General features: G+C 72.3%; 10 protein-coding genes and 3 pseudogenes. 8 read left to right on the top strand and 5 right to left on the bottom strand.

The annotated features are described in order from the left end of the window. Positions 1 to 70: 70 nt before the first annotated feature. The 4 genes from ACZ6SQ_RS00350 to ACZ6SQ_RS00335 are packed head-to-tail and all read left to right on the top strand — an operon-like array spanning position 71 to position 4,848. Positions 71 to 613 carry a (2Fe-2S)-binding protein gene (locus tag ACZ6SQ_RS00350; RefSeq protein ID WP_469554859.1) on the top strand — a complete coding sequence of 181 codons (543 nt, stop codon included), beginning with the start codon at positions 71 to 73 and terminating at the stop codon, positions 611 to 613. Further along, complete coding sequence (locus ACZ6SQ_RS00345) at positions 610 to 1,602, top strand: FAD binding domain-containing protein (protein ID WP_469554856.1); 993 nt, start codon at positions 610 to 612, stop codon at positions 1,600 to 1,602. Before ACZ6SQ_RS00350 ends, ACZ6SQ_RS00345 begins: the two co-directional genes overlap by 4 nt. Further along, on the top strand, positions 1,599 to 3,731 hold the full coding sequence (locus ACZ6SQ_RS00340) for a xanthine dehydrogenase family protein molybdopterin-binding subunit (protein ID WP_469554854.1): 2,133 nt from the start codon (positions 1,599 to 1,601) through the stop codon (positions 3,729 to 3,731). Before ACZ6SQ_RS00345 ends, ACZ6SQ_RS00340 begins: the two co-directional genes overlap by 4 nt. After that, positions 3,724 to 4,848, top strand: coding sequence for an XdhC family protein (locus tag ACZ6SQ_RS00335; RefSeq protein ID WP_469554850.1), 1,125 nt, complete (start codon positions 3,724 to 3,726; stop codon positions 4,846 to 4,848). Before ACZ6SQ_RS00340 ends, ACZ6SQ_RS00335 begins: the two co-directional genes overlap by 8 nt. Before the next feature lie 48 nt (positions 4,849 to 4,896). Here the strand turns inward: ACZ6SQ_RS00335 and ACZ6SQ_RS00330 are convergent. Together ACZ6SQ_RS00330 and ACZ6SQ_RS00325 are read right to left on the bottom strand one after the other, a co-directional pair. Further along, positions 4,897 to 5,295: pseudogene (locus tag ACZ6SQ_RS00330) on the bottom strand (pentapeptide repeat-containing protein); the annotation flags it as partial. A 535-nt stretch (positions 5,296 to 5,830) separates the two neighbouring features. After that, positions 5,831 to 6,613 carry a 2-phosphosulfolactate phosphatase gene (locus ACZ6SQ_RS00325; protein ID WP_469554848.1) on the bottom strand — a complete coding sequence of 261 codons (783 nt, stop codon included), beginning with the start codon at positions 6,611 to 6,613 and terminating at the stop codon, positions 5,831 to 5,833. A 286-nt stretch (positions 6,614 to 6,899) separates the two neighbouring features. Here ACZ6SQ_RS00325 and ACZ6SQ_RS00320 point away from each other — a divergent pair. Together ACZ6SQ_RS00320 and ACZ6SQ_RS00315 are read left to right on the top strand one after the other, a co-directional pair. Continuing rightward, a pseudogene (locus ACZ6SQ_RS00320) lies at positions 6,900 to 7,431 on the top strand (glycosyltransferase); the annotation flags it as partial. A gap of 86 nt (positions 7,432 to 7,517) precedes the next feature. Continuing rightward, on the top strand, positions 7,518 to 7,925 hold the full coding sequence (locus ACZ6SQ_RS00315; protein WP_469554845.1) for a DUF6336 family protein: 408 nt from the start codon (positions 7,518 to 7,520) through the stop codon (positions 7,923 to 7,925). Positions 7,926 to 8,371: 446 nt separating this feature from the next. Here the strand turns inward: ACZ6SQ_RS00315 and ACZ6SQ_RS00310 are convergent, their stop codons facing one another. The 3 genes from ACZ6SQ_RS00310 to ACZ6SQ_RS00300 all read right to left on the bottom strand — a co-directional run bounded on the left by ACZ6SQ_RS00310 (position 8,372) and on the right by ACZ6SQ_RS00300 (position 11,790). Further along, positions 8,372 to 9,067, bottom strand: a complete 696-nt coding sequence (locus tag ACZ6SQ_RS00310; RefSeq protein WP_469554842.1) for a hypothetical protein — start codon at positions 9,065 to 9,067, stop codon at positions 8,372 to 8,374. Between the two features lie 364 nt (positions 9,068 to 9,431). Further along, complete coding sequence (locus tag ACZ6SQ_RS00305; protein WP_469554838.1) at positions 9,432 to 10,826, bottom strand: alpha/beta hydrolase family protein; 1,395 nt, start codon at positions 10,824 to 10,826, stop codon at positions 9,432 to 9,434. Positions 10,827 to 11,178: 352 nt separating this feature from the next. After that, the gene (locus tag ACZ6SQ_RS00300) at positions 11,179 to 11,790 is read right to left on the bottom strand and encodes a TMEM175 family protein (protein WP_469554836.1); all 612 of its coding nucleotides are present in this window, start codon (positions 11,788 to 11,790) and stop codon (positions 11,179 to 11,181) included. Between the two features lie 86 nt (positions 11,791 to 11,876). Between ACZ6SQ_RS00300 and ACZ6SQ_RS00295 the strand changes: the two genes are divergently transcribed. Continuing rightward, positions 11,877 to 12,224 carry a hypothetical protein gene (locus ACZ6SQ_RS00295; protein WP_469554834.1) on the top strand — a complete coding sequence of 116 codons (348 nt, stop codon included), beginning with the start codon at positions 11,877 to 11,879 and terminating at the stop codon, positions 12,222 to 12,224. Further along, a pseudogene (locus ACZ6SQ_RS00290) lies at positions 12,148 to 12,528 on the top strand (hypothetical protein); the annotation flags it as partial. The gene ACZ6SQ_RS00295 and the pseudogene ACZ6SQ_RS00290, both read left to right, overlap by 77 nt. Positions 12,529 to 12,588 lie beyond the last annotated feature (60 nt).

Genomic DNA, 12,588 nt, shown 5'->3' with positions numbered 1-12,588 from the left:
ACCGGCGCCGCCAGCCGCAGCGCCCGCACCTTCGCCCGACCCGCCTCACCACGTGAGAGAGAAGGCTTCCATGGCCTCATCGACGTCCAGCGACCTCACCCTGTCCGTCAACGGCGAGAAGTACACGCTGACCGTCGACCACCGCACCACCCTGCTCGACGCCCTGCGGGAACGGCTCGACCTGACCGGCACCAAGAAGGGCTGCGACCAGGGGCAGTGCGGTGCCTGCACCGTCCTGGTCGACGGCCGCCGCAGCGTGGCCTGCCTGCAACTGGCGGTTGCGGCCGAAGGGCGCGAGATCACCACCGTCGAGGGCGTGGCCGACGGCGACCGGCTGCACCCGGTGCAGCAGGCGTTCCTCGACCTCGACGGCTTCCAGTGCGGCTACTGCACACCTGGTCAGATCTGCTCGGCCATCGCCGTGATCGAAGAACACGCCGCGGGCTGGCCGAGCGCCGCCACCTACGACCTGCGGCCCGAGGCGGGACCGCCACCCCTGACCGCCGAGGAGATCCGTGAGCGGATGAGCGGCAACCTGTGCCGCTGCGGCGCGTACGTGTCCATCGTCCAGGCCGTGGCTCGCGCCGCCGAGGCGAACGGAGCGTCGGCATGAGGGAGTTCGGCTACCGGCGCGCCTACGACGTACCCGGCGCCGTGGCACTGCTCGACGGTGACACGGACGCCCGCTTCCTGGGCGGCGGCACCAATCTGGTCGACCTGATGAAGACGGGCGTCGAGCGGCCCGCCCGGCTCGTCGACGTACGCGAACTGCCCCTGAACCGCGTCGAGTCGACGCAGGACGGCGGACTGCGCATCGGCGCGACCGTCACCAACAGCGATCTGGCCGCCCACCCCGAGGTCCGGCGCCGCTACCCGGCCCTGGCCCAGGCGGTACTGGCCGGCGCCTCCGGGCAGCTGCGCAACATGGCCACCGTCGGCGGCAACCTGCTGCAGCGCACCCGCTGCGGCTACTTCACCGACGTCGACTCGCCCTGCAACAAGCGTGATCCGGGCAGCGGCTGCCCCGCCCTCACCGGTGAGCACGACAACCACGCCATCCTCGGCGCCTCCGGACACTGCGTCGCCACCCACCCCTCCGACATGGGCGTGGCCCTGACCGCCTTCGACGCCCGCGTGCTCTACGAGACCGCTGACGGACCGGGCGAGCTGCCGCTCATCGACCTCTATCTGCCCGTGGGGGAGACACCGCACCGGGAGACCGTCCTGCCGAGGGGTGCCCTGATCACCGGTGTCACCCTGCCGCCCAGTGCCACGGCGGCCAACTCCCGCTACCGCAAGGTGCGCGAGCGGGCCTCGTACGCCTTCGCCATCGGCTCGGTCGCCGCCGCCCTCGACCTCAGGGACGGTGTCGTGCACGACGTGCGCCTGGCCTTCGGGGCCGTCGCCTCCCGCCCCTGGCGGGCCCGTGCGGCCGAACGCGTCCTGATCGGCGCTCCGGCCGACGCCGAGACCTTCGCGGCCGCCGCCGACGCCGAACTGGCGGCCGCAAGGCCCCTGCCCCGCAACGGATACAAGGTGCCCCTGATGCGCAACCTCGTCGTAGCCGTCCTCGGCGAACTCGCCGAGGAGGCTTCCCGATGACCACCGCCACCACCGGCCGGTCCGCCGCCGAGCGCGTGACCGGCACCCCCCACACCCGCGTGGAAGGCCGCGACAAGGTCACCGGCGCGGCCCGTTACGCCGGCGAGATCCCCTTCGCCGAACTCGCCCACGGCTGGCTGGTGCTGTCCACCGTCGCCCGCGGCCGCATCCGCGCCCTGGACACCGACACCGTCCTCGCGATGCCCGGCGTCCTCACCGTGCTCCACCACCACAACGCCCCCCGCGTCCACACCGAGTTCGTCGGCATGATGGGCGTCCCGCCGGATCCCGGCACCGGCCTCTTCCAGCACGACCGGGTGCCCCACCTGGGCTGGCCCGTGGCCCTGGTCGTCGCCGAGACGTCCGAACAGGCCAGGGAGGCCGCCCAGACCCTCGTCGTGACGTACGACGAGGAGCCGCACGACGTTGCGTTCTCGGCCGGACGCGAGGCGGAAGCGTACCCGGTCGACGGGCACCTGCCGGCCGTGGTGGAGAAGGGCGACCTGAACCGGGAACTCGCGGCGTCCGCCGTCATCGTGGACGCGCAGTACACCACCCCGGAGGAGTACCACAATCCGATGGAGCCGCACGCGGCGACCGCCCGCTGGGAGGGCGGCCGGCTGGAGGTCGTCGACTCCAACCAGGGCACCACCTGGGTCGCGGGAGAGCTCGCGAACCTGTTCTCCCTCGACCCGGGCGCCGTGCGCGTGCGCTCCGAGCACGTCGGCGGCGGCTTCGGCAGCAAGGGCGTACGCGCCCACCAGGTGGCCGCCGTGATGGCCGCGACCGTGCTGCAGCGGCCCGTCCGGGTCGTCATGACCCGCCGGCAGATGTTCTCGCTCGCCGGCTACCGCAGTCCCACCGTGCAGCGCGTCCGCCTCGGCGCTGATCCGGACGGGCGGCTGCGCGCCCTGGAGCACCGCTCCCTGAACCAGACCTCCGCCGTGCACGAGTTCGTCGAGCCGAGCGCCGCGGCCGGCCGGTCGATGTACGCCGCCGACGCCCATCACACGGCCAGCCGGCTGGTGCGACTCGACGTCCCCACCCCGACCTGGATGCGCGCCCCGGGCGAGGCACCGGGCTCGTTCGCGCTGGAGTCGGCGCTCGACGAACTCGCCGAGAAGTGCGGCATCGACGCGATCGACCTGCGCCTGCGCAACGAACCCGAGGTGGGACCGGTCTCCGGACTGCCGTTCGCCGGGCGCAACCTCGTCGCCTGCTTCCGGGAAGGGGCCCGCAGGTTCGGCTGGGCGCAGCGCGACCCGCGCCCGGGCGTGCGCCGCCAGGGGCGCTGGCTGCTCGGCACGGGCACTGCGGCCGCCTCCTTCCCGGCGATGGCCATGCCCTCCACGGCGTCCGTGACAGCAGAGGCGGACGGCACCTTCACGGTCCGGATCAACGCCGCCGACATCGGCACCGGCGCCCGGACCGCGCTCACCCTGGTGGCCGCCGACGCCCTGGAGGTGCCCGCCGACCGCGTGCTGGTGCAGATCGGCGACAGCGACCTCGGCCCCGCGATGATCGCCGGCGGCTCCGCGGGCACCCGCTCCTGGAGCTGGGCCGTCACGGCCGCGGCCGAACAACTGCGCCGCAGCCTCGCGCCGGGCGAGGACGTCCCGCCGGAGGGCATCACCGCGCGGTCGGACACGACCGAGGCCGTCGGCGCGCTCACCCAGCGGGAACGGCACTCCTTCGGGGCCCAGTTCGCCGAGGTCGCCGTCGACCCGGCCACCGGCGAGGTCCGGGTCCGCCGCATGCTGGGCGTCTTCGCGGCCGGCCGGATCGTCAACCCGCCCACCGCCCGCAACCAGCTCGTCGGCGGAATGATCTGGGGCCTGTCCATGGCCCTGCACGAAGAGGCCGTCCGGGACCCGGCGAGCGGCGGTGTCCACGGCGCCGACCTGGCCGGCTACCACGTCGCCACGCACGCCGACGTCCCGCACGTCGAGGCCGACTGGGTCGACGACCCCGACCCCGACGACCCGATCGGCATCAAGGGCATCGGCGAGGTCGGCATCGTGGGCGCGGCCGCCGCGATCGCCAACGCCGTCTGGCACGCGACCGGCGTACGCCACCGCGACCTGCCGATCCGGCCCGACCGCGTCCTGTCGGCGGGCGGCGATGCTTGATCTGGCCGGGGCCCTGCACGCCTGGGTCGAGGAGAGCCGGGACTTCGCCGTCGCCACGGTCGTCGCCGTCGGCGGCAGCGCCCCGCGTCCGCCCGGGGCAGCCCTGGCCGTCGACGCCGACGGCACGGCGATCGGCTCGGTCTCCGGGGGCTGCGTCGAGGGCGCCGTGTACGACCTGTGCCGCCAGGCCCTGCGCGACGGCGAGCCGCTGACCGAGCGGTTCGGCTACAGCGACGAGGACGCCTTCGCGGTGGGACTGACCTGCGGCGGGACGATCGACGTGCTGGTCGTCCCGTTCTCCGCCGGGCGGGCGGTGCACGACGCCGCGCTGTCCGCCGCGGCCGGCGGTGAGCCGGTGGCACTGGCCCGGGTGGCGCGGGGCCCCGCCGGGCTGCTCGGCCGGGCCCTGCTCGTCCGCTCCGACGGCTCCTACGGGGGCGGGCTCGGCGGCGGCCCGGAACTGGACCGCACTGCGCGCGCCGAGGCCCGCGCCCTGCTGGACGCCGGCCGGACCGGCACGGTGGAACTCTCCGAGGACGGTACGAACTGCCCGGGCGGTGTCACCCTGCTCGTGGAGTCGGCCGTGCCGCCGCCCCGCATGATCGTCTTCGGCGCGATCGACTTCGCGGCGGCGCTCGTGCGGGCGGGACGGTTCCTCGGCTACCACGTCACGGTGTGCGACGCCCGGCCGGTCTTCGCCACCCGAGCCCGTTTCCCGGACGCCGACGAGATCGTCGTCGACTGGCCCGACCGGTACCTGCGGGGCACCGCCACCGACGCGCGGACGTCGCTGTGCGTTCTGACCCACGACGCGAAGTTCGACGTGCCCCTGCTGCGGGAGGCGCTGCGCCGGCCGGCTGCCTACATCGGCGCGATGGGCTCGCGTCGCACCCATGAGGACCGGGAGCGGCGGTTGCGCGAGGCCGGCGTCGGCGAACGCGAGCTGGCCCGGCTCAGATCCCCGATCGGGCTGGACCTGGGGGCCCGCACACCCGAGGAGACCGCCGTGTCCATCGTGGCGGAGATCATCGCGGAGCGGCACGGCGGGACAGGAGTCCCACTCACCGGCTCGGCCGCCCCGATCCACCGTCCGGACAGAGAGCCGCAGCCGGTCTGAGCGGCGACACCGGCCGGGCCGGAGCCGTGGCGAAGCCCTGCAGATGACGTCGGCGAGGCCGGCGAGGGCGTGGACGCCGCCGAGGCGGACGGCCGGGGAGTCGTCGCCGAGCTGGGAGACGGCGGTGGTGGAGCGTTCGGTGTGCAGGCGGGTGGCGTCGAGGTGGGCGCCGGCCTCGTCGAGGCGCTGGCGGCGGCAGGCGACGAGCGCGCCGGCCCCGGCGACCACTCCGAAGGAGAGCTTCACCAGGTCGAACAGCGTTGCCGCGTCGAGTTTCGCGGTGCTGTCGATCTCCTGGATGTCCAGCAGGACGACCAGGGTGTAGAAGACGCTGCCCGCTGCCAGAACTGCGGCGGCGAAGGTGACCGTGAGGACACGGCCGACCTTCCACAGGCGTAACTCCCGCTCGTGCGGGGCGGAACGCGGCGGCCGTCGGATGGCTGTCATGCGGATGAAGACCAGGCACGCAGGCCTACGATTGCGGTACCGCTTGGAGAGTGCGAACGGCTGTTGGCACTGCGCTGGGGCGCTGTAGTGCTGTGCCGGCTGACGGCGCGGAGGGTGTGGGTGCCCTCGCCGAGGGCCGGACCAGGGCGCCGACCGCGTCCACGGATCCGCACGGGCAAAGACCGCACGACCCGCCACCCGGCTTCCGTCATGTCGGAGCCATAGCGAGACAGGTGCTGAGCGTGCGTCGGTCTGGGGAAGCAACGGCGCCTGGTTCTTCGCGTTCTGACAGGTTGTCGGTAATCCCGCTCTCACCTTGGACAATGCCCGGGTTCTTGTCAGACGGGTGCTCCTCCGCCTTGACGCCTGGTGGACCGAAAACCCCATCGGCACCACCCACATGAGCCGCTTCGCACGCCTTGGCCCGGAACGTGCCGCCTGAACACCGAATCCGCCAACAAAGTCCTTCAGGACCGGGTCAAGTTGACCAAAGCGCACTTGTTCCGGCGAACTCGTGCAAGGTGCTGCCGAAGCTTCACTGGTTCGGCGGCGACCCTGTGCCGTCGGTGCTGTGGTTGAAGGCTCCGTCGGCGAGTACGGGGACGATCGCGCTGGCGTCGAGCTCGGTGGCGATGGCCACATCGTCGGCGAACCCGGTCCGGGCCAGTTCAATGCCCGACGAGCAGGCGGCCACGGCCCTGGCGACGTCCTCGGTCTGCACAAAGCAAGCCCGTGCGGCGGTTGCCTCGACAGACAGCGGGCCGACACCTCGCGACTCCAGCTCGGCGATGATCGCCCCGGCGCCCAGCAAGTCCTCCAACGCAGGTCGCAGGCTTCCGTCCGGCCACCGCTCACCAGCAGCGATCACCGCTACGGGACGTTCCGCAGTCCCGTAGCGGTGCCGGGCCAGCCATCGTCCGACAGCGGTGGCGTTACGCAGACAGCCCGCCACCACTATCGAATCGCCTGCTGCCGCGGCGATGGCGGATCCGTTGGGAGAGGGCAGCACGAGTCGGGGGATGAACGGGGCTTGGCGGAGTGCTGCCGGAGACAGCGACCACGGTGAGGTCGGGGTGGCGGCTCGCCGCCCCACGGCCAGCGCCGCAGTCTTGTTCTGGGCAAACGCGGTCGCCGTTTCGTCGCGCCACGCACAGGGAAAGACCTGGGTCCCTGCTTCGACGGCGACGGTCACCGACGTCGTGAACGACAGCACGTCGACCACCACCAGGCAGGCGGCGTCCCGCGCTATCTGCTGGGCACCGATGGGGCCCCACTCGAATCGGACGCCGTGTCCTTGCTGCAGGAACCAGTCGCTCATGGTGGTCGAGTCTGACACCGGTCGATCAATGGAGAGGGCAATCCGGGGAGAGGGCTGTCTGGTGTTCAAGGGCTGGGCAGTCGTCCAGTGTCGACGTGGTCGGCGAGATAGATCAGTGTGGCCTGCGAGTCATGCCGAAGGCTGCGGCGACGAGCTTGGGGTCCATGGTGTTCACCAGGTCGAGGAGGCGGGGGCTGCGGATCGTCCAGGGCGAGTATCCGCAGTCGTCGAGGACATGGGGAGGCGACTCCTTCTCCGTATTCCGCGTTCGTTCCGGCTGCTGGTGATGGGTGGAGCAACGGGCGGTTATATCTACCCGGCCCCCCTGGCGGTCCGTGCCCTGCAGGGCCGTCTCGCGGATGCGGGCGGCACGCTGGAATTCCTGAGGATCGGGACGCCGGGCGGTCTCGAAGCGCGTGTCGCTACGGCGGAGAGGATCGTGTTCCGGACGGTGGCCACGGGCAAGATCCGCCGCTCGCCGAATCCGCTGAAGATGCTGTCCGCGGCGAACGTGAAGGACATGGCGCGGGCGCCGCTCGGTGTGGCACTGACCCGGTCGGTCGTGTCGGGTTCCCGGCCGGACGTGGTACTGAGGACGGGCGGGTACGTCGCGGCCCGGGCAGGGGCTGGCCGCGCGGCTGTGCCGGGTGCCGCTGGTGCTGCATGAGCAGACGGTCCGGCTCGGACCGGCCAACCGCAGGCTCGGGGGTTCGGCGACGCGGATCGCGGTGTCCTCGCCCTCCTCGCTGGCGCTGCTGCCGCCCAAGGTGCGCGAGCGCGCGGGTGTCACCGGGAACCCGGTACGGCCCGGAGTACTGGGTGCTCTCCTGCTCGGTGGCGGGACGTGAGCGGGCTGTCGCCTGTGCGAGGGTGCGGAGCATGGTTTGGCGGCTACTGTGCCCGGATGGAACGGGACGACGAGGGCGTGCTGGCGCCGAGGCTGCGGCTTGGCGGCGTGCTGATACGCGGGGTGGCGGCCGGGGCCGCAGGTGCGGTGGTGGCCATGGTGGCCGCGCTGACGGTGGGCGACCCCCACGACCGCATGGAGCTTCTGGCGGTCGTCGGCGGCCTTTGCCTCATCGTCGGCGGGTTCCTCCTGGCCGTGGGGCTGTACTTCTGGACGGCGTGCGCCGGTGACATCAGACGGCTGCGGGACTGGCGAACGGTCTCCGGGCAGCACGACTCGGCCAGCGTGGTCGCCCCGGTCTGTGTCCGGCTCGGCGCCCTGGCGCTGGTTGTCGCGCCCGCAGCGATCGGCCTGTATCACCTCGTCGACGGCGCCGCGTACGGCAGTTGGCTGTACAGCCGCTGAGCCCGGAACGGTCCGGGAAGGATCGGTCCGGAAGGGATCACCTCCTGCTCGCGCGACGCGGCTGACGCTTCTACGAGGCCGGGAGGGCGGCAGTCTGTCGGCCTGCTCGGCTTGTGCCGACCGGGAGGCGACGGTCCGGACGACCGTGAACATCCGCCCCGGCTGCCTCACCGCTCACCAGGCTGCCCGCTTCCTCGGTGTCGGCCCGCCCGGCCTCCGCACGATCGTCCATCGGGGCCGGCTCCAACGCTCCGGCGGCACTCCGCGGCAGCCCTCGTGCGCCGTTCGCCGACGTCACCGGGCTCACCGCCAAGCGCGCCGCACGCAGAGCCGCTTGACCGCAGGTCAGACAGAGTGCGGAGATCTCGGTGGACAACTGTGCCCACGGACGGCACCGCAGACGCACGCACACGAAGCCCCGGACCGGGCTACCGGCTGGGGTTTCGTCATGGCTCCCTCCGCCTGGCTTCGAGCCGGTCTATGCGCTCCTGTAGGTCCTTCACATACGGGTTGTTCGCCCTGGTGTGCTTGCCGATTGCCGAGACGACGCCCCACCCGTCCGCGAGAACCACACGGCAGATCGGCCAGAGCGCGACCCATCCGACGCCGACACTCACAAAGATCATGCACGCCTCGTCCGTCGCTGACGCCACGGACAAGGGATCACGCAGTGCGTTCAAGGCAAGGATGACTGCCAGGACCTGGGCGACCATCACGGCGGCCCACAGGAACCAGGCGCCCAGACGTATCCAAGCCACCCACCCGGTTCTCACCAACGGCACCCGCTTACTCTTGTCGGCCAGCCGTCGAGTCGCCCACCATGCCGTGGTGGGATACATCTCGGCAACGGCCTTACGCAACTTGAGCTCCGCTATCACAGGGGTCAGGTCCCACCCGTCATCAGGCGGCGGGATCTCTGACGTCTGACGTCGCCTTTCCCGAAGTGCACGCCACTCGCCGAGATCCACCAAGATCGCCTCTGCCATCTCACGCGACCTCTCCCGCCTGTACCGCTCGCGGCTGGCCACTTCGACAACAGCTACCAGGAGCACCACGGGAGCAACTGCGGCCACTGTCGCTGCAAAAGCTTCAGACATCTCTGCTGCCATCCCGAGTGCATTCCGCAGGAGAAACACCGTCATGCCGCGCAACGCGCAACAGGTCTGCACCAGACCCGGATGCCCGACCCTCACCCAAGCCGGACGTTGCCCCGCCTGCGAGGCCAGGGCCAGAGCGGCCAGGCCGGCACCGAGCAGCCGCGGCTTCAACGCGGCCCGGCGCAGAGCCGGCGCCGCCTGCCTCCAGACCCCCGTACTGCGAGTGCCCCGCCTGCTCGGCCCTCCCCAGCTCCAGCGCTTCCTGGCGACCGAGGCCGACCACATCGACGGCCTCGGACCGTTCGGCCCGCGCGGCTCGAACCGTCCAACTGGCAGGCCATGTCGAAGCGGCACCACCCGGAATGCTGAGACCTGACTACGGTCTTGGCAACGGCGCACTCCGGAGCACTCAACGCTGGAGCACGTCGGCGAGCCAGTCGAAGACGACGTCGCAGTGCTGCTGAGGGGCCATCGGGGAGCAGTGCAACTGCGCCCCGGTGGCCGTCGTCAGTTTCACGTAGTCGCGCCGCGTGCGCAGCAGGTCGTACATCTGCCGTGGCTGGCCCGGATAGAACACCTCGAAGTCGTAGTCCAGCACGAGCGTCGGCGCCTTGATCCTGCCGACGACCCCGGTGATGTCGAGGCCCATGGCCACCTGCGCCGGCGTCCAGAGGTCGGTGAGGACCTTGCCCGCGCGCGCCTGGCGCAGCGCCTGCCGGTCGAAGATCTCGAAGCGCTTCTTGACCGCGAAGGCCTGCTGCGGGGTCAGCTCCGGGACGACGTCCTCGTTCCAGACCCGGTTGGTCTCGGCCTTGTCGGGCGTGACGATGGCACGCAGTTCCTCGTCGAACGCGAGCCAGGGGCTGAGGCATCCGGGCATCGCCACGCAGGCGGCGAGCCGGTGCTCGAAGGCGGCGGCGCGCGGGGCGAGGTTGCCGCCCATGCTGAGGCCGGTGAGGGCGATCCGCCGGCCGTCCACGTCATCGCGTCGCAGCAGCCAGTCGACGATCGGGCCGACCACCGTCTCCCAGCGGGTGGTGAAGGGGATCTCCTCGACGAACAGCAACTGCCCCTGGCCGGGGCCGTCGTAGACGAGGGCGTTCCAGCCGCGGTCGAGGGCCGCGGACACGCCGTAGGTCCACATGTCCAGGTTCTGCCCGTCACTGCCGTTGGTGAGGATGACGGTGGGGCGCCGCTCGGCGGGGCCGTCCGGGCGGAAGAACCACAGCGGGAGCCGGGTCCTGCCCCACGGGACGCGATCGGTGACGGCGGCGGGCGTGCAGAGCCCGGCGAAGGTGTCCCAGGCCCTGCGTCCCGCCTTGTAGACCGCCTCCTCGTCGCCGGGCTCGTCGGTACCCAGGACGTAGAACAGCGCCTGCGCGTAGTACTGGGCCGCGCGCAGCGAGCGGAATCGGCGGGTCTGCGACGGCGTCCCGCCGCCGTCCCGGCCCGCTGCCGGGCGCGCCGAGAGCTGGTCGCCCCAGGACCGGAAGGTGTCGGTGTAGGTCTGCTCGGAGAGCCCCGCCGCGTTGATGGCGTTGACCGCGGTCAGCACCTCGCCGACCTCGGAGGCGCGCATGCCTGCGGCTCCCAGCGCGAGCAGTCCCGCGAAGTTGAAGCCGGGATCGGCGAAGAGCCGCATCGCTCCCGGTGCCGGGTCGGACGCCGCCGAGGGCGGGGTGGTCGTGGCGGCCGCGGCGCGGGCGGTGCTCCCGACGGCGAGCGCGCCGGCCCCCGCGGTGAGCCCGGTGAGGGCGGCGCGGCGGGTGAGGGAAGCGGGCTGGTGGGGGGTGCTTGCGGTCATGCGGGGGACGCTACGGCGCTCCACCGCGCGCGGAGGTGTGCCGCGCTCGCCCCTGCTCCGAACGGGCCCGTGCGCCGCCGGGTCAGATGCCGCGCCGGGTGCGCAGGCCGCAGCCGCCGCACAGGCCGCCGGTGGGCCCCGGCAGCGGCTGCGCCGCCCAGAGGCCACGCCGAGCACCTCCCCGTGGACGCCGGCGTCGGCGCGGGCCGGCTCGACGGCCGCACCGCCCGGCACCCGGTCGGCGCGGGATCCGGCGCAGGCCTCTGGCCGGGCCCCGGTCCCGGAATCCGCAGCGTGCTGTCGTGCAGGTTCGGGGTGCGTCCGGGGGCTCGGTTGGCGTGTGCGGCCGGGCTCAGTGCGCGGTGTGCAGTCGGCGGCCGAGGTAGGCCTTCAGCGGCACGAGTGCCAGCCACATCCACATGATCTGCGGGCCGACCAGCAGGGCCAGCGGGACGGTGGCGGTGAAGACCAGTACGGACGTGGCGCTGTCGAGGAGGTAGAGCGGGGTGGCCGCTTCGGAGGTGCGGCCGTGGCGCAGCCAGGGGCGTCTGGCCAGGACGGCGGCGACGGCGAGGTGGGCGGCGGCGAGCGCGGCGACCGAGCCGGAGTAGACCGCGACGGACACGGGCTGGGCGCCGTACTCGGCGAGCAGCCTGGTCGGGAAGGGGACGAGGGCTGCGATCCCGAGGCCGGCCATGGAGATGCCGATGATCTGCCCGTCGATCTCCCTCACGTCCTGGAAGATGCGGCGGTGGTCGCGCCAGAAGCTCCCGAGCACCGCGACGCTGAGGGCGTAGGCCCCGAGGTCGGGCAGCAGGTCCCGCAGGGCGTCGCGATAGGCGGCCGGATCGAGTTCCCGGGGCACGGAGAGGTCGAGGACGAGCAGGGTGACGGCGATGGCGAACACGCCGTCGACCAGGGCCAATAGCCGTTCAGGGCTGCCGTCCGGGCGCGAGGTCCACATGGTGCCCGACGGTAGAGCGCGCGCCGCGTCCTGTGCCGCACCCACGCCCGGTCCCCGCGGCGGATCACACGGCCGCGTGCGGGGGCATGTCGTACGGCGTCACCACCTGGGACGACGCGGGCAACCAGACCGGCTCGAGCAGTGCCGCGGGCCGCACCACCTCCGCCGCCTACAACCCGGCGGCAGAGATCGTGTCCGTGACCGACGCCGTCGCAACCACCCGCTTCACCTACGACGCTCTGGGCCGGATGATCCGCCAGGTGGAGCCGGTCTCCACGGGCGAGTCGATCACGACCACGTTCGGCTACGACGCGGACGCCACCGCACCCGGTTCACCGACGGCCGGGCAACAGGACGGTGTACACCTTCAACAGCTGGGGGCTGCCCGAGTCCACGGTCGAACCCGCCACGACCGCACACCCGAACCCGGCTGACCGCACCTGGACGACGGTCTACTACAAGGCGGGCCAGGCCGTGAAGGAATTGCTGCCGGGCGGTGTGAAGCGCGAGCGCGGCTACGACGCCCTCGACCGCCTCGACCGCCTCGACCGCAAGACCGGCACCGGCGCCGAGGCAGCCACCACCGAACGCACCCTCGGCTACGACCTGGCGGGCCGTCTCACCTCCGCAGGAACCGACAACCCCGCCACGCCCAACACCTACACCTACAACGACCGCGGCCAGCTCCTGACCGCGGCCGGTCCCGGCGGCGCCGTCGCCTACACCTATGACGCCGACGGCAGCATGACCGCGCGCACGGACGCCGAGAACTCCACCGCCTACGGCTACGACTCCGCC

This window comes from Streptomyces sp. NPDC048600 (assembly GCF_055587025.1).
Note: the sequence above shows the minus strand (reverse complement) of the source record. Positions and strands in the feature narration are given on the sequence as shown.

What these genes read in the sequence shown, in the direction of transcription:
- ACZ6SQ_RS00340 (WP_469554854.1), top strand. Translation starts at nt 1,599, where the DNA reads ATGACCACCGCCACCACCGGCCGGTCCGCCGCCGAGCGCGTGACCGGC.
- ACZ6SQ_RS00345 (WP_469554856.1), top strand. Translation starts at nt 610, where the DNA reads ATGAGGGAGTTCGGCTACCGGCGCGCCTACGACGTACCCGGCGCCGTG.
- ACZ6SQ_RS00350 (WP_469554859.1), top strand. Translation starts at nt 71, where the DNA reads ATGGCCTCATCGACGTCCAGCGACCTCACCCTGTCCGTCAACGGCGAG.
- ACZ6SQ_RS00325 (WP_469554848.1), bottom strand. Translation starts at nt 6,613, where the DNA reads ATGAGCGACTGGTTCCTGCAGCAAGGACACGGCGTCCGATTCGAGTGG.
- ACZ6SQ_RS00305 (WP_469554838.1), bottom strand. Translation starts at nt 10,826, where the DNA reads ATGACCGCAAGCACCCCCCACCAGCCCGCTTCCCTCACCCGCCGCGCC.
- ACZ6SQ_RS00295 (WP_469554834.1), top strand. Translation starts at nt 11,877, where the DNA reads ATGTCGTACGGCGTCACCACCTGGGACGACGCGGGCAACCAGACCGGC.
- ACZ6SQ_RS00335 (WP_469554850.1), top strand. Translation starts at nt 3,724, where the DNA reads ATGCTTGATCTGGCCGGGGCCCTGCACGCCTGGGTCGAGGAGAGCCGG.
- ACZ6SQ_RS00310 (WP_469554842.1), bottom strand. Translation starts at nt 9,067, where the DNA reads ATGACGGTGTTTCTCCTGCGGAATGCACTCGGGATGGCAGCAGAGATG.
- ACZ6SQ_RS00300 (WP_469554836.1), bottom strand. Translation starts at nt 11,790, where the DNA reads ATGTGGACCTCGCGCCCGGACGGCAGCCCTGAACGGCTATTGGCCCTG.
- ACZ6SQ_RS00315 (WP_469554845.1), top strand. Translation starts at nt 7,518, where the DNA reads ATGGAACGGGACGACGAGGGCGTGCTGGCGCCGAGGCTGCGGCTTGGC.